This window comes from Massilia phyllosphaerae (genome assembly GCF_034659755.1).
In the GTDB taxonomy this organism is placed as follows: Bacteria; Pseudomonadota; Gammaproteobacteria; order Burkholderiales; family Burkholderiaceae_D; genus Telluria; species Telluria phyllosphaerae.
This window is the reverse complement of sequence record NZ_JAXSQX010000003.1, coordinates 365,914-390,750: the sequence shown is the minus strand read 5'-3', so window position 1 is coordinate 390,750 and position 24,837 is coordinate 365,914. Positions and strand designations below refer to the sequence as shown.

20 protein-coding genes are annotated in these 24,837 nt (G+C 64.9%); 12 read left to right on the top strand and 8 right to left on the bottom strand.

Going from position 1 to position 24,837, the window contains the following annotated elements; translation table 11 throughout:
- Positions 1-97: 97 nt before the first annotated feature.
- The 3 genes from U1H99_RS14370 to U1H99_RS14360 all read left to right on the top strand — a co-directional run bounded on the left by U1H99_RS14370 (position 98) and on the right by U1H99_RS14360 (position 2,999).
- Positions 98-973: a proteasome-type protease gene (locus tag U1H99_RS14370; RefSeq protein WP_323142408.1), complete on the top strand. Its 876-nt coding sequence runs from the start codon at positions 98-100 to the stop codon at positions 971-973.
- Positions 974-1,089: 116 nt separating this feature from the next.
- Positions 1,090-2,322: a PQQ-dependent sugar dehydrogenase gene (locus U1H99_RS14365; protein ID WP_323142407.1), complete on the top strand. Its 1,233-nt coding sequence runs from the start codon at positions 1,090-1,092 to the stop codon at positions 2,320-2,322.
- A gap of 92 nt (positions 2,323-2,414) precedes the next feature.
- Positions 2,415-2,999 (top strand): hypothetical protein, encoded by a 585-nt coding sequence (locus U1H99_RS14360; protein ID WP_323142406.1) that lies wholly within the window; start codon positions 2,415-2,417, stop codon positions 2,997-2,999.
- A gap of 22 nt (positions 3,000-3,021) precedes the next feature.
- On the opposite strand, the gene U1H99_RS14355 is transcribed toward U1H99_RS14360, so the two are convergent.
- Positions 3,022-4,227: a hypothetical protein gene (locus tag U1H99_RS14355; protein WP_323142405.1), complete on the bottom strand. Its 1,206-nt coding sequence runs from the start codon at positions 4,225-4,227 to the stop codon at positions 3,022-3,024.
- A 244-nt stretch (positions 4,228-4,471) separates the two neighbouring features.
- On the opposite strand from U1H99_RS14355, the gene U1H99_RS14350 reads away from it, so the two are divergent.
- Positions 4,472-5,998: a sigma 54-interacting transcriptional regulator gene (locus U1H99_RS14350; protein ID WP_323142404.1), complete on the top strand. Its 1,527-nt coding sequence runs from the start codon at positions 4,472-4,474 to the stop codon at positions 5,996-5,998.
- Between the two features lie 49 nt (positions 5,999-6,047).
- Here the strand turns inward: U1H99_RS14350 and U1H99_RS14345 are convergent, their stop codons facing one another.
- The 3 genes from U1H99_RS14345 to mqo all read right to left on the bottom strand — a co-directional run bounded on the left by U1H99_RS14345 (position 6,048) and on the right by mqo (position 10,706).
- Positions 6,048-6,611, bottom strand: coding sequence for a hypothetical protein (locus U1H99_RS14345; protein ID WP_323142403.1), 564 nt, complete (start codon positions 6,609-6,611; stop codon positions 6,048-6,050).
- 20 nt (positions 6,612-6,631) lie between these two features.
- Positions 6,632-8,845, bottom strand: a complete 2,214-nt coding sequence (locus tag U1H99_RS14340; protein ID WP_323142402.1) for a protein kinase domain-containing protein — start codon at positions 8,843-8,845, stop codon at positions 6,632-6,634.
- Between the two features lie 217 nt (positions 8,846-9,062).
- The gene (gene mqo, locus U1H99_RS14335) at positions 9,063-10,706 is read right to left on the bottom strand and encodes a malate dehydrogenase (quinone) (RefSeq protein WP_323142401.1); all 1,644 of its coding nucleotides are present in this window, start codon (positions 10,704-10,706) and stop codon (positions 9,063-9,065) included.
- Positions 10,707-11,296: 590 nt separating this feature from the next.
- On the opposite strand from mqo, the gene U1H99_RS14330 reads away from it, so the two are divergent.
- From U1H99_RS14330 to U1H99_RS14320, 3 genes are all read left to right on the top strand, one after another.
- Complete coding sequence (locus U1H99_RS14330; protein WP_323142400.1) at positions 11,297-12,364, top strand: hypothetical protein; 1,068 nt, start codon at positions 11,297-11,299, stop codon at positions 12,362-12,364.
- A 127-nt stretch (positions 12,365-12,491) separates the two neighbouring features.
- Positions 12,492-13,277, top strand: coding sequence for a hypothetical protein (locus U1H99_RS14325; protein ID WP_323142399.1), 786 nt, complete (start codon positions 12,492-12,494; stop codon positions 13,275-13,277).
- Between the two features lie 80 nt (positions 13,278-13,357).
- On the top strand, positions 13,358-14,785 hold the full coding sequence (locus U1H99_RS14320; protein WP_323142398.1) for a cytochrome P450: 1,428 nt from the start codon (positions 13,358-13,360) through the stop codon (positions 14,783-14,785).
- Here U1H99_RS14320 and U1H99_RS14315 read toward each other — a convergent pair whose 3' ends face one another.
- Positions 14,786-17,341 carry an ATP-binding protein gene (locus U1H99_RS14315; RefSeq protein WP_323142397.1) on the bottom strand — a complete coding sequence of 852 codons (2,556 nt, stop codon included), beginning with the start codon at positions 17,339-17,341 and terminating at the stop codon, positions 14,786-14,788. It lies immediately after the preceding gene.
- A gap of 165 nt (positions 17,342-17,506) precedes the next feature.
- Here U1H99_RS14315 and U1H99_RS14310 point away from each other — a divergent pair, with 165 nt between their 5' ends.
- Entirely contained in the window at positions 17,507-18,505 is a 999-nt protein-coding gene (locus tag U1H99_RS14310) for an NADP-dependent oxidoreductase (protein WP_323142396.1), read from the top strand.
- Positions 18,506-18,578: 73 nt separating this feature from the next.
- Here the strand turns inward: U1H99_RS14310 and U1H99_RS14305 are convergent, their stop codons facing one another.
- On the bottom strand, positions 18,579-19,355 hold the full coding sequence (locus tag U1H99_RS14305; protein WP_323142673.1) for an AraC family transcriptional regulator: 777 nt from the start codon (positions 19,353-19,355) through the stop codon (positions 18,579-18,581).
- 94 nt (positions 19,356-19,449) lie between these two features.
- Between U1H99_RS14305 and U1H99_RS14300 the strand changes: the two genes are divergently transcribed.
- On the top strand, positions 19,450-20,106 hold the full coding sequence (locus U1H99_RS14300) for an MSMEG_1061 family FMN-dependent PPOX-type flavoprotein (RefSeq protein WP_323142395.1): 657 nt from the start codon (positions 19,450-19,452) through the stop codon (positions 20,104-20,106).
- Positions 20,107-20,280: 174 nt separating this feature from the next.
- Here U1H99_RS14300 and U1H99_RS14295 read toward each other — a convergent pair whose 3' ends face one another.
- A complete protein-coding gene (locus U1H99_RS14295) occupies positions 20,281-20,775 on the bottom strand; it encodes a GNAT family N-acetyltransferase (protein WP_323142394.1) in 495 nt (164 codons plus the stop codon).
- Between the two features lie 204 nt (positions 20,776-20,979).
- Entirely contained in the window at positions 20,980-22,809 is a 1,830-nt protein-coding gene (gene glmS / locus U1H99_RS14290; protein ID WP_323142393.1) for a glutamine--fructose-6-phosphate transaminase (isomerizing), read from the bottom strand.
- Between the two features lie 148 nt (positions 22,810-22,957).
- On the opposite strand from glmS, the gene U1H99_RS14285 reads away from it, so the two are divergent.
- The 3 genes from U1H99_RS14285 to U1H99_RS14275 all read left to right on the top strand — a co-directional run bounded on the left by U1H99_RS14285 (position 22,958) and on the right by U1H99_RS14275 (position 24,791).
- Positions 22,958-23,431 carry an Lrp/AsnC family transcriptional regulator gene (locus U1H99_RS14285; protein WP_323142392.1) on the top strand — a complete coding sequence of 158 codons (474 nt, stop codon included), beginning with the start codon at positions 22,958-22,960 and terminating at the stop codon, positions 23,429-23,431.
- A gap of 80 nt (positions 23,432-23,511) precedes the next feature.
- Positions 23,512-24,288, top strand: coding sequence for an ABC transporter ATP-binding protein (locus tag U1H99_RS14280; protein WP_323142391.1), 777 nt, complete (start codon positions 23,512-23,514; stop codon positions 24,286-24,288).
- The gene (locus U1H99_RS14275; protein ID WP_323142390.1) at positions 24,285-24,791 is read left to right on the top strand and encodes an FtsX-like permease family protein; all 507 of its coding nucleotides are present in this window, start codon (positions 24,285-24,287) and stop codon (positions 24,789-24,791) included. Before U1H99_RS14280 ends, U1H99_RS14275 begins: the two co-directional genes overlap by 4 nt.
- The last annotated feature ends 46 nt before the right edge of the window (positions 24,792-24,837 follow it).

Here is a 24,837-nt window from a genome sequence, read left to right as displayed (position 1 = left end):
CACGGCGGGGGTGAAGACAGTCACCATGGCGCAGCCTGCATTGTGCCGGCCTGAAATGCCCGTGTAGAATAAAAATTTCAATTAGGAAATCCCAGCCATGACTTATTGTGTAGGCATGCGCCTGGAGGCCGGCCTGGTCTTCCTGGCCGATTCGCGCACCAATGCCGGTATCGATCAGGTCAGCACGGCGCGCAAGCTGAGCGTCTTCGAAAACCCGGGCGAGCGCATGATGGCCCTGATGACGGCTGGGAACCTGTCGATCTCGCAAGCGGTGCGCCAGACCGTTTCCAGCTACGTCAGCCAGGATGGCACTACGATCTGGACCGCGCCCACCATGTACGAAGCGGCGCGCATCGTCGGCGAGGCCGTGCGCAGCGTGCACAAGGAAGACGCCGCCAAGCTGACCGCGTTCGGCGTCGATTTCAATATCAGCCTGATCTTCGGCGGCCAGATCGGCGCCGAACGCTGCCGCCTGTTCTATATCTACTCGGCCGGCAATTTCATCGAGTCGCACGACGAGAACCCGTATTTCCAGATCGGCGAAGCCAAGTACGGCAAGCCGATCCTGGACCGCGTGATCACGCCCCAGACCTCGCTCGACGATGCCGCCAAGTGCGCGCTGGTGTCGATGGATTCGACGCTGCGCTCGAACGTCGCGGTCGGCCTGCCGCTCGACCTGCTGGTGTATGAAAACGGCAGCCTGGCGCTCACGCGCTTCGTCACCATCGACGAACAGAACCAGTATTTCCAGCGCCTGCGGATCGCCTGGGGCCAGCAGCTGAAAGCCGTGTTCGAAGGCATCGACGCGCCGGTCTGGGATGCCGCGCCCGCCATCACGGACAAGGTGCCGTCCTCGGTCACCCCGCACAGCCGCCCGGTACGGGTGCCGCTGCCGGCCGGGCTGACGCCCTTGCAGGCATCGAAACCGCTGCAATCGCTGGCCGAGCAGCCGGCCCTCAACACCCAGCACTGAGCGCAGCACGAGCTCGGCACTGAGGCTGGACCGTCCGCGCACACGCTGTCGTGCGCGTATGGACAAGGGAAAAAATCGGAGTATGGTTGAGGCAAAGCCAGCCTGAGGAGGCCGCGATGTCGATCAAGCCCTTGTCTTTTACGCTACCCCTGGCCGCCGGCCTGCTGGTCTCGTGCGGCGGCGGTGGTGGCGGCGGTGGCGGCACAGGTGGCGGCACGACGCCACCTGTCGCTACTCCCTCCCCGCAACCGGTGACGATCAACCTGGCGCTCGGTCCCTTCGCCAGCGGCCTGAACGCGCCCACCTACCTGACCGCCCCGCCCGGCGATACGCGCCAGTTCGTCACCGAGCGCGCCGGCCGCATCCTGGTCATGCGCAGCGGCAGCGCGCTGGCCCGGCCTTTCCTCGACATCCGTACGAGCGTCAGCACCGCCGGCGAAGGCGGCCTGCTGTCGATGGCCTTCGATCCCGGCTATGCCACCAACGGCCGCTTCTACGTCTACCGCACCGATCTGAGCGGCGACATCGTGGTCGAGCGCTATACGGTCTCGAGCAATGCCGACGTGGCCGATCCGGCCTCCGCGCTGACCATCATCCGGATCCCGCACCCGACTTACCAGAACCACGTGGGCGGCACGGTCGCGTTCGGCCCCGACGGCTACCTGTACCTGGGCACCGGCGACGGCGGCGGCGCCGGTGATCCGAACCGCAACGCCCAGAACCTCGGGTCGCTGCTGGGCAAGCTGCTGCGCCTGGACGTCAGCGCCGCTGGCGCCGCCGAACCCTATCGCATTCCGCCGACCAACCCCTACGTCAGCGGGGCCGGCAACCGTGGCGAGATCTGGGCCGCCGGCCTGCGCAATCCGTGGCGCTTCAGCTTCGACCGCGGCGCGGTCGCCGGCGGCCAGATCTATATCGCCGACGTCGGCCAGGATGCGCGCGAAGAGGTCGACGTCGAAGCGGCGACCCAGGCCGGGCTGAATTACGGCTGGCCGCGCATGGAAGGCACGGCCTGCTACGGCGCGCAGACCTGCGACCAGAGCGGCCTGACCCTGCCGGTATTCGACTATCCCCATACGAGCGCCACCGGCAGCCCCTGTTCGATTACCGGCGGCTTCGTCTACCGCGGCAGCGCCATGCCGGAACTGGCCGGACACTATTTTTATTCGGACTATTGCGCCGGCTTCGTGCGCAGCTTCCTGGTAAGCGGCAGGACCGCAACCGAGCAGCGCGACTGGAATCTCGCCAACGTCGGCCGCATCGTCTCGTTCGGCCAGGATGGCCAGGGCGAGCTGTATCTATTGACCGATAACGGCGCCATCTGGACCATCATCAAAGCGCGCCAATAAGGCCAGTCCTACAACAGTAGGGCACGCGCGCCGATTGGAATGGTCGCCCAGGTGGCTACCATCATGTCTACTCACAGTATGCAAAGGAGATCATGATGGCTGGAAATCAACACAACGACTGGGGTCACAGCGACGTCGGCAGCAACAAGGTGGCCGACAAGAGCGGTGTCGGCTTCACCGGTAACGAGCAATCGGGTCAGCAGCAGGGCAATGCGGGTGGCACGCCGGCAGGCGAAGCCAACCGCCAGAAAGACGATCTGGGCCAGGATGCCGGCGCTTCCAGCGGCCAAGCCTGGCGTCCGGACGTGCCGGACCAGAGCGGCGTCGGATTCACGCCCGAAGACGGCGCCAATGCCGGCAGCGGTAGCCAGAACCGCCAGAGCGGCGCCCGCGCCTCGTCGTCCGGTGTCTACACCAACTTCCAGCATGCCAACCCGGAAAGCAACGTCAACCCGCCGGGCGCTCCCCAGAACAGCCACGGCAGCGCCACCGGACCGCTGCCGGGCGGCGTCGAGGGACAGTACCAGGCCAGCCGTAACGCCCAGGCCGGCATGGGAGCCGCGGCCGCAGGCGGCAACCCGGGCACGCGCCAGGGCGCCGACGACGACGCTTCCAGCCAGGGCATCCATGGTGCCGGCCCCGACGGCGGCGCGCCGGCCGGCAACGGTTCGCGCTGAGCTGAGCTAAGCTGCGCAGCCGTCAACGCAGGAATGGACCCACATCTTCGCGGGTCCAGCCGCCACTGCCCGGCACCTTGGTCACCTTGACCAGCCTGGCGCCGGACTGCGCAAACAGCGTGTAATCGGCACCGTCTCCGTCCGGTGACGGCGCGATCGCCTCCACATCCGACAGGATCGCCACCGGGACGCTCCAGGCGTCCGGATCGGCCAAGTAGACCTGGGGTGCGCCGGTGCAGATCACCTGGCCCGCCCTGTTCAATCCCCATACCGTAACCCACTCGCCGGTGGCCGCCGCAAACAGGCTGCGCATGCCGTCGAAGGCCGGCGCGCTGCCGAGCGCCAGCGCCTGTGCGCCTTCGTTCTGGTTGGTGGCGGAAAAATAATACAGCGTGCCCTGCGCGGCGACGTACAGGCCGGAGGTATTGTCCGCATTGCGGCAGGCGGCGATCGCGTCGGCGCTGCGGCCGCGCGGCAGTTCCAGATGGCGTGCCCAGCGCGGCTGCATCGGATTGAAGGGGTTGTACAGCGGCGCGTACAGCAGCTGCGCGTCGGTCCCGGCCATGCCTGCCAGGTACAGCCCGTCCACGTCCCAGCCGCCGCGGCAGCGCCCGAGGCAGGATGCCAGCACGCGGCCGCCGTCGAGCGGCAGCCTGTGCTCGATCCAGCGCGGCCCCGCGCTGTGGCTGGCGCCGCGGCCGAGATCGATCGCATAGCGTGCCGGCCGGCGCGCGCCGTCCGCATCGAGCACGGCGTCGACCACCACGAAGGCGCGGTCGCTGGCGTCGCCGATCTGCACCCGGGTAATCGCCAGCCGCCCCGGCACCGGACCCGTATCGAAAGGGCAGGCGGTCCAGGCTGGCGCCGCGCCCTGCACCACGCTGTGCGCCGCCGTGGCCGGCAGGTCGGCCGCCGGATTCGACAGGCTCAGGTACAAATGGTCGCCCGCGCCATCGCTCACCACCAGCGCCAGGTGCAGCATCTGCATGCGCCAGGGCACCGCCACCGACAGTGCGCTGGCGAAGGCCGTGCTGCGGCCACCCGGCAGGTCGCGCGCGATGCGCGCACTGCTCAAGTCGTGGCACTGCCACCCGCGCACCGGATAAAAGACTTCGCGCGTCATGCACAGCTTGCCGGCTTCGATATGGAACAGCAGCGCGCTGCCGGCGGCGGGCTGGCGCACTTCGAATCGGGGGGCTGGCGGGGGCTTGGCCAGGGGGGCGTGCATCGGTTCACCTGTTGTTTCGGGTCGATCGACAATCGTGATGCAGTCGTCGGGCATGCACGGACAAACGCGTGGCGGCGCTTGCCGTGTTGCGCGCTTCTTCTTTTGCAAATCACATGCCACCCCAAAAACCGGTGTACCGGGCTCATTGAAGACTGGATCGGCCGTCAAAACGACCAAATTGACATGTCAACAGCCACGCTTTACATTGTTTTTTACACGTGGAAATAATGGATTTACAACAGCGATGTTCGACTCGGACCACACTTTTACCTCGCCGCTGACCGGCACCCCGTATGCCGGCGCACCGGTGCTGACGCTGACCGTGCTCTGGCATCCGGACCTAGCGCGCATCGGCGAGCAATACCTGCAGGTGGACGCCGAGCAGGCGCTGGAAGTGAGCCGCTTCTTCCCGCCCTTCGCCCATCCCGGCCGCGATGGCCTTGGACTCGGCCACGGCAGCGTCTCGCGCCAGCCCTTGCGCCTGGCGCGTGAAACCGGCGGCCGGCTGGCGCTGACGCCGCCCGACAGCCGCATGACGGTCGAAGTGAACGGTAGCGAGATCGCGCAAGCGGTCATGCTCGAACGGGCGCAGCTCGACCACGGCATCGTGCTCGGGCTGGGCCGTTCGATCCTGCTGTGCGTTCACTGGACCGACCGCCTGCCGCGCGATAACCCGGTGGCCGGCCTGCTCGGCGTCAGCGCGGCCGCGATCCAGGTCCGCGAACTGATCCGCACCGTGGCGCCGACCGAACTGCCGGTGCTGCTGCTGGGCGAGACCGGCACCGGCAAGGAAGTGGCGGCACGTGCGATCCACGCCCTCGGCCAGCGTGCCGATCGGCCGCTGGTGGCGGTCAACATGGCGGTCATGAACGAAGGCCTGGCGGCGGCCGAACTGTTCGGCACCGCGCGCGGCGCCTACACCGGCGCCCAGTCGGCCCGCAGCGGCTTGTTTGCCGAGGCCGACGGCGCTACCCTGTTCCTCGACGAAATCGGCAACACCCCGGCCGCGGTACAGCCGATGCTGCTGCGCGTGCTGGAAAGCGGGCAATACCGCGTGGTCGGCGGCGACACCGAGCGCCGCAGCAGCGCGCGCGTGATCGCCGCCACCGACCAGGATCTGTCGGGCCAGGATTTCAGCCAGGCCCTGCTGCGCCGGCTGGAGCGTTTCGTGATCACCTTGCCGCCGCTGCGTGCGCGGCGCGAGGATATCGGGGTATTGATCGTGCATGCGCTGGCACAGGCGCGCAGCGCCGGTGGCGCCGCGTTGCCGGCATTGCCGTTCGCCTTCGTCAGCGCCTGCGCCAACTACGACTGGCCCGGCAATGTGCGCCAGCTGTCGCACGTGCTGGCGCGCGCCCTGCTGCTGGCGCAGGCGGGACAGCTGCCGCTGTTCGAGGCGCTGGTGGGCGTGCGCCATGCGGCGTGGCCGGCATCGCTACCGGTATCGACAGCGGCGGCGCCAGGTCCGGCGGCAGTGCCGGCCAGGCGGCGTGCCCTGGACGAATTCAACGATGAGGAAGTGGTGGCGGCACTGCACAACAATGGTTGGCAGGTGCAGGGGGCGGCGGCCGAACTCGGGATTTCGCGGCCGTCGATGTACAAGCTGATCGAAGCGCACCCGGCGATCCGGCGGCCCGAAGCGATCGGGCAGGAAGAATTGCAACAGGCCATGGCGCAGGGCGGCGCCGACATCGAGCGCTGCGCCGCCCTGTTGCTCGTGCCGGCCGAGGCCTTGCGGCGCCACCTGCGCGGGCTGGGCCTGCTGGGCTAGCGTAACATTGGATGGAAACCGCGCGCCTGCGCATGCACCCTGGTCATCATTATGGCCCCTTGTGCTCGGGGTCGTTCAACTTGGTGCCGTCGCCGACATTGGCTTCGGGATCGAACGAGAACACGCGATACGCGAGGCCGTTCGCGCGCTCGATCGCCACGGTCATGATGAACGACATCTGCCAATTGCCTTTGTTACGGTAGATCAGCTCGACATCCGAATCCCAGGTCATTTTCATGCGTCCACCCTGGGCGGCGCCATGGCCAAAACTCGCGGTTGCGCCCTGGCCATTGATCAACTCGGCCGGATCGAAGAAAGGCGATGGGTACGGGTATTCGCCGGCCAGTTCAGGGGCTGCACGCTTCGAGTACAGGATTGGACGCGTGATCAGGTGGCAATCGATGATATGCACGCCGACCAGCTCTTCCAGATAGCTGTTGGCGACCACGTTCAGGCGCATCCTCTCGCCCGTGTTGAACACGAACAGGCCGGTTTCCACGCCTTTCGACTTTTCCAGCGGCTGGTGTTCCGAGTCAAGGAAAGTCCAGTTCAGCTTTTCGCTTTGCTGGCAGATGTCAAAACTGACCATCAGATAATAATTTTTGTCCGACATTTCAGGATCCATTTAATTTTTCAACGGGGATAACGCGCATCGCGCCGCAGCGCGACGAAATCCGGTTCAGTGTCGATGGCACTGGCCGGGTAACCGAAGTGCTTGGCTTGCGCCAGCGCGTGCAGCGCCAGTTCGCGCTGGTGCAGCAATTCATAGACGAGCGCCGCGCGGAAATGGACACTCGGGCTGCGCGGCGCCGCGGCCAGTGCCTTCGTGATCAAGTCCATCGCCTCATCGGCGTCGGCGCTGCGCGCCGCATACAGGCCCATGCGCGACAACAGGGTTGCATCGGTAGGCGCACGGTTCAGCTTGATCGCAAGCAGCTGCCTGGCTTTGCGGTAGGCATCGCGTGCGCGGGCTTCACGCCCGGGTATCCACAACAAGGCATCACCCAGGTTGGCCCAGTTCAAATAAAAGTTGGGATTGCCCGCGGGCGGGGTGACGGAACGCTCGTAAGCCCTGGCCGCACCGACGTAATCGCCGCGCTGGAACAGGGCCAATCCCAGGTTCGCATACAGGGCGGCATTCGGACGCACCTGCAAACCCTGCTGCACCACCTGCAAGGCCTCGTCCTGGCGGCCCTGGCGCAACAGCGCGGCGTTCAGGTTGGCATAGGCCAGCGTCGAATCGGGCTGCAGCTTGATGCTGAGACGGAAGGCTTGTTCCGCGGCCTTGTCGTTGCCCTGCTCGTAGTACAGGGTGCCCAGCGCATCGGCAAACGCGCGCTGTTTCGGGAAACGGTGCAGCATGGCTTGGCCCCAGGCAATCGCCTCGTCCGTGCGGCGCATGTCGCCCAACAGGCCAACCTTGCGCAGGCATGCAAAATAATTGTTCGGATCGAGTACCAGCGCCTGCTCGATTTCGCGCAGCGCCTGCTCGCGCGCGCCCTGGTGCATCAACACCCAGGCACGCGCCACGTGGCTCAGCGCCAGTGTCGGTTCCAGCCGCATTGCCTGCTGGGCGGCCGCATCGGCACGACGCAGCCAGGTCTCGTCCTGGGTGTCGGCGGTGTAGCGTAAACTGGCCACCAGCGACATGCCGGCCACCGCAGCGGCATTGTTCGGATCCTTGGCCAGCAGGGCTTCGAAATCGGCGCGTGCCGCGTCCAGGCGCTCGGGCTGGTCGAAGGATTCCAGCGCATGCAGGGCGCGGGCGATGGTCGCCGAACGCGAGAACGGTGCCGGTGCCTGCCCATGCTGCGTCGCATACCAGCCGCCCAGGCCCAGCGCCAGCAACAGCGCGGCACCGAGCCCGGCCTTGCGCCAGCGTGTGCCGGACGGCATGCCGGCGGCCGCGGCTACCGGTTGCGCCCCGGTGTCCGCCTCTTGCCTGGGCGTGGATGCCGGCTCGGCGGCGGCTTGTGCCGCCGGCACGGCTGCTGTCGCCGCGCTGTCCGCCCGCAAGGCCGCCAGCCCGGCCATGACCTCCTGCATGCCGGCCAGGCGCTGTTCCAGCCGGCGCGCCGTCATCGCCCGCACCAGCGCGATCAGCGGCGCCGGCGTCGCCGCCGGGAACACCCATGATGCCGAGCTCGACTGCATTTGCGCGGCCGCCAGCGCCAGCCCGGACAGATTGCCGAAGGGGCGCTCGCCGCAGATCATCTCGTAGCACACCACGCCCAGCGCGTACACGTCGGACTGGCGGTTCGGCGCCTGCCCCAGCAGGCACTCGGGCGCCATGTAGGCGATCGTACCCTGCTGCTCGAGCTGCATGACGGAGGTGGTGGCCTGCGGATCGTCGTGGAAAGCCAGGCCGAGGTCGAGGATGCGCAGCCGCCCGCCGGCGTCGACCATCAGGTTCGACGGCTTCAGGTCGCCGTGCACCAGTCCGCACGCATGGGCCGCCGCCATGGCCGCCGCTGCCTGCTCGGCCAGATCCAGCACGGTGTCGAGGGCCAGCGGGCCATGCCCGAGCAGCTCGCGCAGCGTGGTGCCGGCGATCAGCTCCATGACGATCGCGTGGCTGCTGCCGTCTTCCTCGATCGAATGGATCCGGACGAAGGCCGGGTGCTCGAGCGAGGCGGCCAGGCGCGCTTCGCGCAGCAGGCTGTCCGACCGGCCGAGGACGGCGCCGCTCTTGAGGCGCTTGATCGCGACCTTGCGCCTCAGGTGTTCGTCCCAGGCTTCGCGCACTTCACCGAAACCGCCGGCGCCCAGTTGCCGGCCCAGGCGGTAATGCCTGAACGGCTGCGCCTGCTCAGGGGTGTCGTGTTCGGTGTCGGTGGAGGCGTCCATTTTGAATGAGCAGAACCAGTTATGGTCTACATTGAGGAATAACAAACAATCTACAGTCTGGCATAAGCCGCTGTGTAGAGCCACTAAAATCTTGCCCTAGCGCCACAAAATGACACCACGATCCGTCTGCGCCAGTGCAAAAAAAAAAGCCGCCCGGGCGGGCGGCTTCAGCATCCTGGCGGCGGCAAGCTGGCCGCCGCCAGGGCAGGGTAGCGGTTTACTTTTGTGCAACCACCGGCGTCGGCGTGGCGGCCGGCACTTGCGCCGCGGCCGGTGCCTGTGACGGATCGGCCACGTTCAGGTTGAACGCCTTCAGGCCCAGCACGCCGCTGCTGTACTGGCGGATCTGGTTGGCGAACGCCGCGTCCGGGTTCAGCTTGCGGCCGTACGACGGCACCATTTCATGCATCTTGGCTTGCCATTCGGGCGTCTTGAGCTGGTCGCGGAAAGCCGACTTCTCGAGCACCTTCAGCATGATCGGCGCGGCGGTCGATGCGCCCGGCGAGGCGCCCAGCAGCGCGGTCACGGAACCGTCGCCCGATGCCACGACTTCGGTACCGAACTGCAGGATGCCGCCCTTCTTCGGATCGTCCTTGATGATCTGCACGCGCTGGCCGGCGTTCTGCAGGGTCCAGTCTTCCATCTTCGCGTTCGGCAGGTACTCGCGCAGGGTGGCCAGGCGCTCTTCCGGCGTCAGCTGCACCTGCTGGATCAGGTACTTGGTCAGCGGGATGTTGTCCCAGCCGGCCTGCAGCATCGGACGGACGTTGCTGGTGTTGACCGAGGACGGCATGTCGATCCAGGAACCGTTTTTCAGGTACTTGGTCGAGAAGGTCGCGAACGGGCCGAACAGCAGGGCCGGCTTGCCGTTGACCAGGCGGGTATCCAGGTGCGGTACCGACATCGGCGGCGAACCGACCGAGGCCTTGCCGTAGACTTTCGCCCAGTGCTGCTTGATCACTTCCTGGTTGGTGGTGACCAGCCACTGGCCGCCGACCGGGAAGCCGCCGTAGCCCTTGGCTTCCGGAATCTGGGTCTTCTCGAGCAGCGGCAGCGCGGCGCCGCCGGCACCGATGAAGACGAACTTGGTGCGCACGTTCTGGGTGGTGTTGTCGGCCAGGTTCTTGATGCTGATGTTCCAGATGCCGTCGGCGCCGCGCTTGATGTCCTCGACCTGGTGGCGCAGTTTCAACGTCATGCCGGTGTCGGTCAGGTGCTTGACCATGCTGCGGGTCAGCACGCCGTAGTTGACGTCGGTGCCGATGTCCATGCGGGTGGCGGCGATGCGCTGGTTCTTGTCGCGGCCGTTCATCACCAGCGGTGCCCACTGGCGGATCTGTTCCGGGTCTTCGCTGTACAGCATGCCCTTGAACAGGTTTTCATGGGTCAGCGCGGCGTAGCGCTTGCGCAGGAAGTCGACGTTGTCGCCCCAGACAAAGGCCATGTGCGGCACGTTGTTGATGAAGGTGCGCGGGTTGCCCAGGTAATTCTTTTGCACCTGGTAGGCCCAGAACTGCTTCGAGATCTCGAACTGCTCGTTGATCTCGACCGCCTTGCTGGCGCCGACGCTACCGTCCGGATTTTCCGGCGTGTAGTTCATTTCGGCGAAACCGGAGTGGCCGGTGCCGGCGTTGTTCATGGTGTCCGAGCTCTCGGCGCCGACCGAATCGAGGCGCTCGACCATCTCGATGGACAGGTTGGGCTGCAATTCCTCGAGCAGGGTGCCGAGGGTGGCGCTCATCACGCCGCCGCCGATCAGGACCACGTCGAGCGGCTTGTCCGAGGAGGCGGGCGGGGTGCGGCTGCAGGAAGTCAGGGCCAGGCAGGAGAGGGCGACTGCTAACGATAGTGTCTTACGCATACGTCTTATTAACTAATTAACTAGCAAGCTGATTGAAGAAACGGGCTTCAATGGCTTTAGTACAGACGGAAGTCCTTTAGCTAAAGCATGGGGCAGAGCCACGAGGCTCGCGACACGACGCGTAACGAGGGCGACATCGCCGGCCAGGCCTGGGAACCGCTGTGCCAGGTGGGGCCGAACAAGAGGCGAACGAGACAAGAACGCTTCGACCACGAAGGCCAGGCATGCACGTTCTTGGCGTCCATTGAGCAGGACAAATCCCTTAAGGATGCGAAATTATATTCGTCCAAATACCTGAATAAAAATTATATTTGTGAATAACGGATATATTTAGCGTTTTATTCGTATTAATACGTATGGGTCGATATTTTTTGTCAGTGTCGACAAGCTTGTCAATTTGATTCCCTGATACATTCATCGTTGCCGTTTCAAACGCGCGCCTCTTTCAGAATTATTTTGTGACAATTTGACAGTGTGCGTGTGGAAAGTACCCGTTACCATTTCCCGCACCCTTATACCCAACAACACTGAACTACGCTTCCGCCCTGCCCACGCCGGCCAAGGCGTGCGTCATTAAAGAGAGAATAACTATGAACAAACCACTCCTGGTCCTTGCCCTCGGTTCCGCTATGGTGCTGTCCGCTTGCGGTGGTGGTGGTGGCGGCGGCGGCAGCACGGGCGGCAGCACCACCACGCCGCCGGTGACGACCACGCCGCCCGCGTCGACGCAATCGTCGATCACCGCCACCAATGCGACCAGCGCGGCCAGCAATGCCTACGCCGCCACGACCTCGGTCGGCTCATCCTCGACTCCGCTGACCGGTATCCTGACCGGCGTGAGCGTGACCAATATCAACAACAATGTCGTGGCGCCGCTGCTCAAGCTGGTCAATCTAGCCTATAGCGGTCAGCACTTGCTGACCGGTGTCACGGTCAGCAAAACCGACAATTGCAGTGGCGGCGGTACCTTGGTAACCACCGGTACGGTCAGCAACCCAGATACCTTCAGCAATGGCGACACCCTCACGATCACTGCCAATAGCTGCATTCAAGGCACCCAAACCGTGAGCGGCGCGTTAAAGATCAATTTTTCCGGTGTGACCGGAGACGTTAGCAAGCGCATCTTCGGCGTCACGATGGACAGCACCTTTACCGACTTCAACATCGTCAGCGGCACCAACAAGGTCGGCGTCAACGGCGACATGAAGATCGTACTGAACCAGACCACTGCCCCCACCGTAACCACGTCCGGCAACACCATACCGGGCAATAACACCATCGCGCTGTCGGGTAACTCACTTAAAACTACCGAACAGCAGGGTAGTGCGGCCGCTGTGGAACGCAACATCACTGCCTATACCGTTACCGGCAAGACCGAAAACGGCGTCAGCTCCAGCGCTGCCAACTTCGGCCTGTCCGGCACCAGCCCGAAACTCGGCACCTTCTCGTACACCGTCAAGAGCCTGGCAGATTTCGTCTTCAGCAGCCCGACCGCCACGGTACCGAGCAGCGGCTCGCTGATCGTCACCGGCAACGCCTCGTCGGTCACCGCGACCGTCGTCTCGAACGGCGTGCGCGTGGACTTCAGCGCTTCGGGCAACGGCACGATCACGAACACCGAAACGGTGGCGTGGGCTGCCTTCCTGTCGTCGATCTGATCGATCCGCTCGACTCCCGGCCGGCTTGAGCCGGTCGGACCGATGCCAGCCAGCCAGGACGCCATGCGCGTCCTGGCTGGCTGTGTCGTTTCATGTGCCCCGCTTTTCCTCACCCTATAATCAGCAAATGACATCGATCCTTCGCGCCGGCCTTGCCGCAGCCCTCTACGCTTCGCTGATCCATCCCGCCTGTGCCCAGTGGCAGGGCAGCATTGGCCCGAGCGTGCGCAACGTGACGCATACCGAAACCGCCCCCGGCGGGCGCCGCCTGGTGAAAGAAGACGGCTGGCTGCCCGGCGTGGCGCTGCAGGCCGGCTACCGCAGCGGCAACATCACCTGGTTCGGCGGCGCAGACTGGTACCACGGCAACATCGACTACCAGGGCCAGACCCAGAACGGCGCCGCAGCGTCTTCCAAGACGGCGACCGGGCTGGCGGCGGGGCGCATCGGCGCCGCCTACGCGCTGACGGGCGATTATGCGGTGCAGGCCGCGATCGAGGTCGACCGCTGGAAGCGCGACATCCGCGGCACGGCCGCCGCCGCCGGGCTGCAGGAAAGCTACCGCTCGACGCGGCTGGTGGCTGGTGCCAGTAAAGCCTGGCAGCCGGCGGCCGGCAAGGTCAGCGTCGATGCCGCCGCGGTGCTGGCTGCACCGGAACGCCTGCACGTCGGCTTTTCCGGCGTGCTCGATCCGGTGGCGTTCGACACCCGGCGTTCCTACGGCGTGCGCCTGGGCGCCGCCATGCGGCCAGCGGTTGCGCCCTGGCTCGAAGTGCGCGGCCGTTACGACTGGCTCAAGACGCCGCGCAGCGGCGATGCAAGCGTGACCGCCAACGGCCAGTACGCCGGCACCGTGGCCCAGCCCGAACACGAGCGCAAGGGGTTTACCCTGACCGTGGCGGCCGTGTTTTAAAAGCCAGCCTGCCCGCGCACAATTGAATTCGGGTAGGCGAGAGCTATGCCACACTGGGGCAACCAAGAAAGGCATGCTCAATGACGAAACGAAACGAAAACCTGGCCCTGGCCGCCGGTGCGCTGGGGCTGCTCGGCGGCTATGCGCTCGGCAGGATGGCGGCGGCATCGCGCACGCAAGCGCCTGACACGCTGCCACAGGCCAGCCTGCTCGATACCGTGGCGCTCGCCGTCGACGTGCTGGCGCCGACCTTCACCAAGGGCGTGATCATCCGCCGCCCCGGCGCCGTGGCGCTGGCCGAGCAATGGCAACTCGATACGCGCGCGGTGCAGCGCCTGCAAAAGCTGCGCAACAAGTACGGCCAGGGGCCGCTGATGCTGCCGCTGCCGATCCGCAAGCAAGCGGTCGTGCTGTCTCCGGAACACGTCTACCGCGTCCTCAACGAATCGCCAGACCCGTTTTCGCCGGCCAGCAGCGAAAAGCGCGCCGCGCTGTCGCACTTCGAGCCGGAAGGCGTGCTGATCTCGCAAGGCGCGCTGCGCACTGAGCGCCGCGAGTTCAATGACGCCGTGCTCGAATCGAACCAGGCGGTGCACCACATGGCCGAGCGCTTCCTGCCGGTGGTCGACGAAGAAGCCGCACGCATCCTGGCGGCGGCGCGCGCTAAAGGCGAACTCGACTGGGATGCCTTCGCCCAGGGCTGGTACCGCCTGGCGCGGCGCGTGGTGTTCGGCGACGGCGCCAGCGATGACCAGGAACTCAACGACATCACGGTCGCCCTGCGCAAGGCGGCCAACTGGGCCTTCCTGCACCCGAAGAAGAAGGCGACGCAGGCGCGTTTCTTCGCCCGTATCCAGCACTACCTCGAGCGCGCCGAACCCGGCAGCCTGGCCGCCGTCATCGCGCGCACGCCGTACAGCGCCGACACCAAGCCGGAGCAGCAGGTGCCGCAATGGCTGTTCGCCTTCGATGCCGCCGGCATGGCCACCTTCCGCGCGCTCGCGCTGCTGGCGACCCATCCGGAACAGGCGCAGGAAGCACGTGCCGAAATCCGCGCCAAGCCCGGCATCGAACGCAAATTCCTGCCGCTCCTGCGTGCGACCCTGCTGGAAGCGGTGCGCCTGTGGCCGACCACGCCGGCCATCCTGCGCCAGACCACCCGGGATACCGAATGGGAAGGCGGCACCATGCCGGCGCGTACCGGCGTGCTGGTGTTCGCGCCCTTCTTCCACCGCGACGACCAGCGCCTGGCGTATGCGCACCGCTTCACGCCGGCCTTGTGGCTGCATGCGCGCAGCGACCAGGAATGGCCGCTGGTACCGTTCAGCGCGGGGCCGGCGGTGTGTCCGGCGCGGCATCTGGTGCAGATGCTGTCGAGTGCGCTGCTGGCGGCGCTGATCGATGGACGCGAACTGGCGCTGGTATCGGGACAGAAAATGGTGCCGGGGCGGCTGCCGGGAACCTTGAACAATTATGGCTTGCGCTTTGCGCTGGATGCCCAGGGCTGATCAGGCACCGTCCCGGTCCGGCAGGCCGGCGGCGATCCGGGCCACCCGCGCCATGAAATCCTTGAGTGCGAACGGCTTGGTGAGCAGTCCCATGTACGGCGCCGGCGCACCTTGGTCCAGCGCGCTCGACTCGGCATAACCGGTGATCAGCAGCACGCGGGTCGCGGGGCTGGCGCCACGGACGGTCTCGGCCAGCTGGCGCCCGTTCACGCCGCCCGGCAAGCCGATGTCCGACACCAGCAGGTCGACGCGGTCGATGTGGCGCAGTTTCGCCAGCGCCGTGGCGGCATCGCCGGCTTCGAACACGGTGTGGCCGGCATCCCGCAACACCTCGGCCAATACCTGGCGCAGCGCGGCTTCGTCGTCGACCAGCAGAATGGTCATGCTGCGCGGTGTGCCGGGCTGGTCTGCCGCCGGCGCGGCGTCCGGCGTCACCGGCAGCGCGTCGTCACAACGCGCCAGGTCGATATGCACCGTGGTACCGCGTCCCGGCGCCGAGTCGAGGCTGACGTGGCCGTTGCTCTGGCTGACGAAGCCGAACACCATCGACAAACCCAGGCCGGTACCCTGACCCAGGGGCTTGGTCGTGAAAAAAGGATCGAAGGCGCGGGCGGCGGTATCGGCATCCATGCCGGTGCCGGTATCGCTGACGCTGATGCGGATGAATTCGGCGGCTGCAAGGCCGGCCGGGTGTTGCGGCAACTCGCGGCCGAGGTCGCAGGTGCGGATCAGGAGACGGCCGCCGCCGGGCATGGCATCGCGCGCATTGATCACCAGATTGAGCAGGGCATTCTCGAGCTGGTTCGGGTCGCACGACGTGACGCGCCATGCGCTGTCCAGTGCCAGGTCGATGGCGATCGCCGGCCCCACCGTACGCGCGATCATCTCGTTCATCGACGTCACCAGCTGGTTGACGTCGGTCGGCTTGGGGTCGAGGGTCTGGCGGCGCGCGAAGGCCAGCAGGCGATGGGTCAGCGTCGCGGCCCGGTTGGCCGAATGCGAGGCGCCGTCGAGGTAACGGTACAGCTTGTCGGCGCGCCCCGCCTTCAGGTGGAAACGGGCCAGCTCGATGTTGCCGACGATGGTGCCCAGCATATTGTTGAAATCGTGGGCGATGCCGCCGGTGAGCTGGCCGATGGCTTCCATCTTTTGCGCGTGGCGCAGCGCGTCTTCGGCCTGGCGCAAGGCTTCCTGGCCCTGCTTTTCCTCGGTGACGTCGCGTCCCGCCATGTACAGCAGCCTGTCGCGCGGCACGACCGTCCACGACAGCCAGCGGTAACTGCCATCGCGGTGCCGGGTGCGGATTTCGTAGCGCGTGACGGTCTTGCCGGCGGCCAGCTGCGCCATGACGCCGGCCAGTTCTTCGATCTGATCGGGATGGGCAAAACCCGAGAACGGCACCACTTGCAGCTCGCGTTCCGTCCAGCCGAGGGTCTCGGTCATCGCCGGATTACAGTTGAGGAAATAGCCTTCCGTGGTGGCGATGGCCAGGATCTCCTGCGCCATGTCCCAAAGCCGGTCGCGCTCGGCCGTGCGTTGGCTGAGCAGGTCTTCCAGCCGGTAGTTGGCCTCGTGCAACGCGGCTTCGGCGCGCGCGCGCTCGACCGCATTCCAGGTGCGTTCCGCCATGTCTTCCACCAGTTCGATTTCGTAGGGTGTCCAGGCGCGCGGCGCGCGGTCGTTGACGATCAGGATACTGGTCAGCCGGCCTTCGCGCAGCACCGGCACGCTGATCTCGGCCCGCGTGTCGAGGGCACGGAACTGGCACGCCGCCTGGGGGTCGGTTGTGCCAAGCTCGGCATCGATGTCCTTGTGCACGCTGGTGCGGCCGCTGCGTAGCGTGGCGAACAGGCTGGCGCCGAAGTTTCCCGTATCGAACATGCCATGCAATTCATCCAGCGAACCGTCGGTATGGTTCGAGTGAAAGACGCCATGGGCACCGTCTTCCAGGATTTCGCCGAACAGCACCCGGCTGGCCCCGAGTTCTTCGCCCAGCAGGCGGCTGCCGCGCCGCGCGACCTCGAGCGGATCGGCCAGTCCACGCAGCTGGTCGGCCATGCGCAGCTGGAAGGCGAGGCGGCGCTCGGTCGTCACCCGCCGCGTGGTGTCGGTACCGGTGCCGTACAGGCCGACGATGGCGCCGCCGTCATCGTAGATCGGCGAATAGGAAAACGTGAACCAGGTCTGTTCGTCACGGCCGTTCCTGAACATCACCAGCGGCATGTCCTCGATGTAGATCGACTCGCCGGCGAGGGCACGTTCAATCAGGGGCCCCAGCTGCGGCCACAATTCCGGCCAGGTGTCGCGAAAAGGGCGTCCCAGCGCCCGCGGGTGCTTGTCCTGCAAGAACTGCACATACGGCTGGTTGTAGACCAGGCCGAGTTGCGGTCCCCAGAACACGAACATCGCATGCTTGGCGTCGAGCATGAGGCGGACCACGGTCCGGATCGCGGCCGGCCAGGCCTCGGGCACACCGAGGACGGAGGCGGCCCAGTCATGCTGCGCCATGCGTAAAGCGAGTTCGTCGTTACCCGAGAACAGGGGAGCAGAAGCCATCGTGGACGAGAGGGGGCGCCGGTTGGCGCTGTCATGATGGGGTGATTCTACCCGACCTCTGCGCCAGAACCCGTTCCATGCGGTGGCGCCGCCATGCGTGTGAAGCGGCGACATCATTGGCGCATTACTATGGCGGATCATTGTCCCCATACAGAAGGTATCGATATGACCACGTTCCAACGCATCGTGCTGGCCTCGCGTCCCACGGGAGAGGCCACACCAGAGAATTTTCGGCTCGAAACGGTCGAGGTGCCCGCACTGAAGGATGGCGAGGTGCTGGTCCGCAACGAATACCTGACGGTCGACCCGTACATGCGCTCACTCATGAACGAAGGCAAAAGCTACCGGCCGCCGGCGCCACTGAATGCCACCATGCCCGGCGGCACGGTGGGCGAAGTGGTGGGGTCTAACAACCCGGCATTCGCCATCGGCGACAAGGTCGTCGCCCAGTTTGGCTGGGCGGAGATGGGCGTCTCGGACGGCAGCGGCATGCGCAAGGTCGATGCCGGCAAGGTGCCCTTGCAGGCCTATCTCGGCGTGGTGGGCATGCCGGGCATGACCGCCTGGTACGGCCTGAACCAGATCATGGCACCGCAACCCGGCGAGACCGTGGTGGTGTCGGCCGCCAGCGGTGCGGTCGGCAGCGCCGTTGGCCAGTTGGCCAAGCTGAAGGGCTGCCGCGTGGTCGGCATCGCGGGCGGCAGGGAGAAGTGCGATTACGTGGTCAACGAACTGGGATTCGATGCCTGTGTCGACTACAAGGCGGGCAAGCTGGCGGCCGACCTGGCGGCGGCCACGCCGGACGGGATCGACGCGGTGTTCGAAAACGTCGGCGGCGCGGTGCTGGACGCCTCGCTGGCGCGCATGAATCCGTTCGGCCGGATCGCCGTCTGCGGCCTGATCGCGGGGTATCAGGGCGAGCCTGTTCCACTCCATCATTTCAGCGCGGTGCTGGTCATGCGCCTGACCGTGCGCGGCTTCATCGTCGGCGAGCACATGGAATTCTGGCCCCAGGGCTTGGACGAGCTGGGCACGCTGGTCGCATCGGGCAAGCTCAAGTACCGCGAAACGATCGCGCAGGACCTGGCCAACGCGCCCGCGGCCTTCCTGGGCCTGCTGAAGGGCCAGAACTTCGGCAAGCAGCTGGTCAAGCTGAGGCGGTAAGAAATGCGGCACAGGTGAACAGCGCAGCCCTCTCCTTGATCGCGGCAATGTGAACGAATGCAAGTGACTGGTGCTACAGCCCCTGGCGATATACCGCAGGCGTTTGCCCGAACGTCTTTCGGAACAAACTGATATACACGCTGGCTGTGGAATACCCTAGCTCCAGGGCGATGGTATTCACGGGTACGTCTGCTGCCAGCATCTCAAGCGAGCGCATCAAGCGTGCGCGCTGGCGCCAGGCCGAGAATGTGAAACCGGTCTCGCTGACGAAGCGCCTGCTCAGGGTACGCGCGCTCATGGCCGACCACTCCGCCCACTGCTCTAGATCGCGCGGATTGGCGGGGTCGGCGATCAACGCGCTGGCGATCCGCTGGAGGCGGACGTCGTTGGGCAGAGGCAAGCCAAAAGGCTCCACCACCATGCTACGAATTTCATCAAGGATAACGGCGGCGACATGCGCATTGGCGAGGTCGAGTGGGCCCATCGGCCAGGCGGTGGCACGAAGCACCGCTTCGCGCAGCAAACCCGAAATACGCAAGGTGCAGGGCTTTTGTGGCAGGTCCACACACGCCGACTCGGCAACATAGGCGCCCCAGCCATGAAACGGGCCGTGCGAGCGGATCGAATGCGTGGCATGGGGTGGCATCCACACAGCATGGATAGATGGAACGATCCACATTCCGTCATCTAGTCCAACAGACAGCAAACCGCGTAGCGACGCAAACAATTGGCCGCGCGCGTGACTGTGCTTATCCGTAAAACGTTCCATGTCCGCGCTGGCAGTCAGCGCAAGCAGTACCGGCCCGTCGTCCGAATTAATGGTGTTGTAGTTGAATTTCAAGTCGTGTATGGCGGCTTTTCGTTATTCTTTGGCGCGGTTATTGTACTGCCGCCACGGGAGCGAAGCTTAAGATTGTGTTTCCCATCAATAGGAGACTCGCCGCATGACAGACCGTACCCCTTCCATCCCCACCCCGGCGTCCGCTATCGATCTAGACACGCTGTACGCTCCCCCTTCCGAACGTATCCAGAAAGCAGTACTCGATCATTTAGTCGATTTCCACATTGCCTACCTGAAGGTGGCGACATTCTTTTGCCTGGCCACCAGCGGCCCGCACGGCCTTGATGCCTCGCCGCGGGGAGGCCCATCGGGCTTCGTGCACGTGCTTGATCCTCATACGGTCGCGTATGCCGACTGGCCTGGCAACAACCGCATCGAGTCGATGCGAAACCTGCAAAGCGACAACCGTGTCGGCCTGTTGTTTATTTTCCCCGGACTGGAAATCTTCATGCGCATCAATGGCCGCGCGCGTGTCGTCACTGACAGTGACCTGCTCGCCGAACTCAAGGAAGGAGAGCGCGTGCCAAAAACGGCCACCGTGGTGCTGGTCGACGAGGTGCTGATGCATTGTGGCAAAGCCATCAACCGCGCTGGATTGTGGGAGCCGGAAGCGCAGTTGGAGCGCGACATGGTGCCAACGATCGGCACCATGATGGTGGCCTTGACAAAAATGGCTGATCCCGCGGCACAGTTCGATGCTGACCAGATCGCGCACATGAACGCGCATTATGCGCAGAGCGTGCGCAACGATCTGTACTGATGCTTTTTGGTCGGCCTGGGGCGCCTATGGCCAATCAAACAATGAACAAGTGTGGAAAAAATAAGCAGGTGGAGGTGATGTACGACTGCTCATGGTCGAAAGCTACCGGTCAACACGGCCGGTGATCTGTTTAACCCGGCGAGCTGCTATCCGGCAGTGAACGGCCAAATGCTGTCAGTCAACTCGCTGCCTCTTCTTGAATAGCAAGTCGTCACTTTCTTCTAGACTCAGAGTCATCTCCCATCGATCAAGTCCCGGCCCATATCCATCAGGAATAATACGCTCCGGCACAAAACCGAATCGCGCATAGAAACCTTGGGTGTGCTGGCTGGTGTCTAACCGAACTCTTGTAACGCTACCGAGAGCACTGGCTGTCTCCAGCCTCGCGATGGTCAGCATTTTCCCAATCCCAGTGCTGTGAAGATTGTTGGCAACCATACCCCAACAAAAGCTGGCCGACTTCGCATCCTTATCGACGTTGTGCCCGCCACAAGCAACGATGCTACCGTTGTCTTCGATGACTAGATAATCCCAAACAACAGCGTCATTGACCAAAAAATTTTTGAAATCCTCACGTTCCACAAGCGAGAAAAACCGCGGGGTGTTGCCATCGAAGATATGCAGACATGCCTGCATGTCCGAAGACTGATAACGTCGAATAAGCCTCATAACCTTGCTCAGTGGGCCGGACCGAACCAGCTGCCGTTGGAGAAGTCTGCTGTTGGCAGATCGCTGATGGTCAATACGACGCAGTGTACGACCTTGTTGCTACCTCGACAAGCCACCAGGGGACGGGATTGGCTGCGGTTTTTGTGGCAGTTAGTGGCGGACTTTATTAGTCCGCCACAGAGGGTATAAAAGGCGTGGTCGAACTTATTCCACCGTCACCGACTTCGCCAGGTTACGCGGCTTGTCGACATCGGTACCACGCGCCAGCGCCGTGTGATACGCCAGCAGCTGCAAGGCCGCCACGTGCAGGATCGGCGACAGCAGGCCGTAGTGCTCCGGCAGACGGATCACGTGCAGGCCGTCGCTCGAGGTGATCTGGGTGTCGACGTCGGCGAACACGTACAGCTGGCCGCCGCGGGCGCGTACTTCCTGCATGTTCGACTTCAGCTTTTCCAGCAGCGCGTCGTTGGGGGCGATGGTCACCACCGGCATCTCTTCGGTCACCAGCGCCAGCGGGCCGTGTTTCAGCTCGCCTGCCGGGTAGGCTTCGGCGTGGATGTACGAGATTTCCTTGAGTTTCAGCGCGCCTTCGAGGGCGATCGGGTAGTGGATGCCGCGGCCCAGGAACAGCGCGTTTTCCTTGCGCGCGAAATCCTCGGCCCAGGCGATGATCTGCGGCTCCAGCGCCAGCACCGCGCTCAGCGCGACCGGCAGGTGGCGCATCTGCTTGAGGTAATTCGCTTCCTGCTCGTCGTCGAGGCGGCCGTTGACTTGCGCCAGCGTCAGGGTCAGCAGGAACAGCGCGGCCAGCTGGGTGGTAAACGCCTTGGTCGAGGCGACGCCGACTTCGACGCCAGCGCGGGTGATGTAGGACAGCTTGCACTCGCGCACCATGGCGCTGGTGGCGACGTTGCAGATGGTCAGCGTGTGCTGCATGCCGAGGCTGCGTGCGTGCTTCAGCGCGGCCAGGGTGTCGGCCGTCTCGCCCGATTGCGAGATCGTCACCACCAGCGTCGACGGATGCGGCACGCTGTCGCGATAGCGGTATTCGCTGGCGATCTCGACGTTCACCGGCACCTTGGCCACCGACTCGATCCAGTACTTGGCGGTGAGGCCGGCGTAATAGCTGGTGCCGCAGGCCAAGATCAGGACGCGGTCGATTTCCTTGAACACGCGATAGGCCTGGTCGCCGAACAGTTCCGGCATGATGCCGGTGACGCCTTCCAGGGTGTCGCCAACCACGCGCGGTTGTTCAAAAATTTCTTTCTGCATGTAGTGGCGGTACGGGCCCAGTTCGGCGGCGCCGGTGTGCGCATGCACGGTCTTCACTTCGCGTTCGGCCGGGCGGCCTTCGGCGTCGACGATCCAATATCTCGCCAGCTGCAGGTCGACCACGTCGCCTTCTTCCAGGTAGATGATCTGGTCGGTGGTGCCGGCCAGCGCCATCGCATCCGAGGCGACGAAATTCTCGCCCTTGCCGACGCCGACGATCAGCGGCGAGCCCTGGCGCGCGGCCACCACGCGGTGCGGTTCTTCGCGGCAGAACACGGCGATCGCGTAGGCGCCATGCAGGCGCTTTACGGCCTGCTGCACCGTCTCGAACAGATCGCCGCTGTACATGTGGTCGACCAGGTGGGCAATGACTTCGGTGTCGGTCTGGCTCTGGAACACGTAGCCAAGGCCGGTCAGTTCGGCACGCAGCTCATCGTGGTTTTCGATGATGCCGTTGTGGACAAGCGCGATGCGGGCGTTCTCTTCACTCGGCGAGAAGTGCGGGTGGGCGTTGCGGGTGGCCGGGGCGCCATGGGTGGCCCAGCGCGTGTGGGCGATGCCGGTAAAACCCTGCAACTGGGTTTCGGCGATTTGCGTTTCGAGATCGGCCACGCGCGAGGTGCTGCGCGAACGCGCGAGGTGGCCGTCCACGTGCAGGGCAACGCCGCAGGAATCATAGCCGCGGTATTCGAGGCGCTTCAAGCCTTCGATCAGGATGGGGGTGATGTTGCGTTGGGCAACTGCCCCGACGATGCCGCACATGATAAATCTCCGAAAAGTTGTCTGATGTCACTACTGTAGAACAGTTGCCATGAAATAAGCTGTCGTACTTTAGTAAATTTTGAAAGAATATTTCATGCTATCCTGATGATGAAATTTCCTTTCATATTGTGAAGATATTTTTATAAAAATGCCGAAAGAAACGCAAACGCTGGACGAAATCGATCGTCGCATTCTCAACGTCTTGCAGGTTGACGCCTCGCATACCAATGCCGAGTTGGCAGCCCTGGTACACGTGTCGCCGCCGACTTGCCTGCGTCGCGTCAAGCAGCTGATGGATAACGGTGTTATCGAACGGCAAGTTGCGCTGGTGACACCGGAACAGGTGGGTGCGCGCCTGACTGCCATCGTCGAGATCACGCTGGACGTGCAGGCGGCCGATCGCATGGAAGAGTTCGAACGCGTGGTGGCGCTGGAAGCGGCCGTGCTGCAGTGCTACCGCGTTGCACCCGGCCCCGACTTCGTGCTGGTGGTGCAGGTGGCCGACATGCCGGCCTACCACGCGCTGGCACACCGTTTATTTACCACCCACAGCAACGTGCGCAACGTGAAGGCGTATTTCTCGACCTTCCGTAGCAAGTTCGAGACACGCATTATCGTATAAGTTGCCATTGCGCACGCTCAACCGTGCGCCACGGCAAACCGGTTCTACTGAAGGTTCTTCCTGTATCCGGCGAGGCGATCGTGCACACCGAAGCGATGGGCGGCGCATCGACGCTGCTGAGCTTATCCGGCATCCACAAGCACTACCCTCATGGCGGATCCGGCGTGCATGCCCTGTGCGGCATCGACCTGCAGGTCGGTGCCGGCGAGATGGTGGCCATATGTGGCCCCTCCGGCCACGGTAAAACCGCCTTGACCAATGTCATCGGCCTGCTCGAACCGCCCAGTAGCGGCCGCCTGCTGCTCGACGGCGTCGAGGCCGCCGGGCTGGGCGAGGCCGAACGTGCCGCCCTGCGCGTACGCCTCATCGGCCCCGTCTACCAGTGTTTTACATTGATACCGGGCCTGACGGCATGCGACAACGTCCTGTTGCCGCTGCTGTTGCGGCGCCGCCTGACGCGTGCGGAGCGTACCGATGCCCAGGCCCTGGCCACCGAACTGCTGGCCCGGGTCGGCCTGGCGTCGCACCTGCACCACCGGCCCGCGCGCCTCGATCCGGGCCAGTGCCAGCGGGTGGCGATCGCGCGCGCCCTGGTCACGCGGCCGCGTCTGGTGGTCGCCGACGAACCGACCTCGCGCCTCGACGGCAGCGCGCTGCGCATGGTGCTGGAACTGTGGACTGCCTGCCAGCGCGAGCAGGGCACGGCCTTCGTGATCACCACCCGCGACCAGCGCCAGCTGGTGCGCGCCTCGCGCACGCTGCAGCTCAGCGACGGCCGGATCGGCGCGCGCCAGGCCGACTTGCCGCGCCATTATCCGCGCACGGCATCGTCCTACGCTACGCGGGTGGGGGCATGACGCCGGCGCGCCTGGCGCTGTGCACGGTGCGCCGCGGCTGGCTGCGCGCCTGGGCCGCGCTACTGGCGATCGGCGCCGCCGCTTGCATGCTCGAGCTCGGTGTCGGATGGTTGCACGCGCTGTCGCTGGCCGCCTGCGCCAGCGCCGCCCACATGGCACTGCAGACGCTGGCGCGCCGGCGCGAACTCGCGACGCTGCGTGCGCTCGGCATGTCGAAACCTTCCCTGGTGTGGATGCTGGCGCTGGAAGCGCTGTGGATAACTTGCGGCGGCGCGTTGCCGGGACTGGCGCTCGGCGCCATCGCGGCCTGGGGTAGCGGGCGCAGCGTCGGTCCGTCGGAACAGGAGGCGGCGCTGCGCGCATCCGGCGCCTGGCTGCCGCTGGCGGCACTGCTGGCGCTAGCGGCGGCCTGCCTGCTGGCGGCGCTGGTGCCGGCGATCCGCGCCGCACGCCATGAGGTGGCGCGCGGGCTGGCGCTGCTGCCGCCCCAGCAGGACGGCTGACAGCCTGTGGACAAGGATGTGGACAGGATTGTGGAAGAGGGTAAGC

What these genes read in the sequence shown, in the direction of transcription:
- U1H99_RS14340 (WP_323142402.1), bottom strand. Translation starts at nt 8,845, where the DNA reads ATGGACGCCTCCACCGACACCGAACACGACACCCCTGAGCAGGCGCAG.
- mqo (WP_323142401.1), bottom strand. Translation starts at nt 10,706, where the DNA reads ATGCGTAAGACACTATCGTTAGCAGTCGCCCTCTCCTGCCTGGCCCTG.
- U1H99_RS14325 (WP_323142399.1), top strand. Translation starts at nt 12,492, where the DNA reads ATGACATCGATCCTTCGCGCCGGCCTTGCCGCAGCCCTCTACGCTTCG.
- U1H99_RS14315 (WP_323142397.1), bottom strand. Translation starts at nt 17,341, where the DNA reads ATGGCTTCTGCTCCCCTGTTCTCGGGTAACGACGAACTCGCTTTACGC.
- U1H99_RS14310 (WP_323142396.1), top strand. Translation starts at nt 17,507, where the DNA reads ATGACCACGTTCCAACGCATCGTGCTGGCCTCGCGTCCCACGGGAGAG.
- U1H99_RS14300 (WP_323142395.1), top strand. Translation starts at nt 19,450, where the DNA reads ATGACAGACCGTACCCCTTCCATCCCCACCCCGGCGTCCGCTATCGAT.
- U1H99_RS14360 (WP_323142406.1), top strand. Translation starts at nt 2,415, where the DNA reads ATGATGGCTGGAAATCAACACAACGACTGGGGTCACAGCGACGTCGGC.
- U1H99_RS14320 (WP_323142398.1), top strand. Translation starts at nt 13,358, where the DNA reads ATGACGAAACGAAACGAAAACCTGGCCCTGGCCGCCGGTGCGCTGGGG.
- U1H99_RS14355 (WP_323142405.1), bottom strand. Translation starts at nt 4,227, where the DNA reads ATGCACGCCCCCCTGGCCAAGCCCCCGCCAGCCCCCCGATTCGAAGTG.
- U1H99_RS14275 (WP_323142390.1), top strand. Translation starts at nt 24,285, where the DNA reads ATGACGCCGGCGCGCCTGGCGCTGTGCACGGTGCGCCGCGGCTGGCTG.
- U1H99_RS14295 (WP_323142394.1), bottom strand. Translation starts at nt 20,775, where the DNA reads ATGAGGCTTATTCGACGTTATCAGTCTTCGGACATGCAGGCATGTCTG.
- U1H99_RS14285 (WP_323142392.1), top strand. Translation starts at nt 22,958, where the DNA reads ATGCCGAAAGAAACGCAAACGCTGGACGAAATCGATCGTCGCATTCTC.
- U1H99_RS14365 (WP_323142407.1), top strand. Translation starts at nt 1,090, where the DNA reads ATGTCGATCAAGCCCTTGTCTTTTACGCTACCCCTGGCCGCCGGCCTG.
- U1H99_RS14345 (WP_323142403.1), bottom strand. Translation starts at nt 6,611, where the DNA reads ATGTCGGACAAAAATTATTATCTGATGGTCAGTTTTGACATCTGCCAG.
- glmS (WP_323142393.1), bottom strand. Translation starts at nt 22,809, where the DNA reads ATGTGCGGCATCGTCGGGGCAGTTGCCCAACGCAACATCACCCCCATC.
- U1H99_RS14330 (WP_323142400.1), top strand. Translation starts at nt 11,297, where the DNA reads ATGAACAAACCACTCCTGGTCCTTGCCCTCGGTTCCGCTATGGTGCTG.
- U1H99_RS14350 (WP_323142404.1), top strand. Translation starts at nt 4,472, where the DNA reads ATGTTCGACTCGGACCACACTTTTACCTCGCCGCTGACCGGCACCCCG.
- U1H99_RS14370 (WP_323142408.1), top strand. Translation starts at nt 98, where the DNA reads ATGACTTATTGTGTAGGCATGCGCCTGGAGGCCGGCCTGGTCTTCCTG.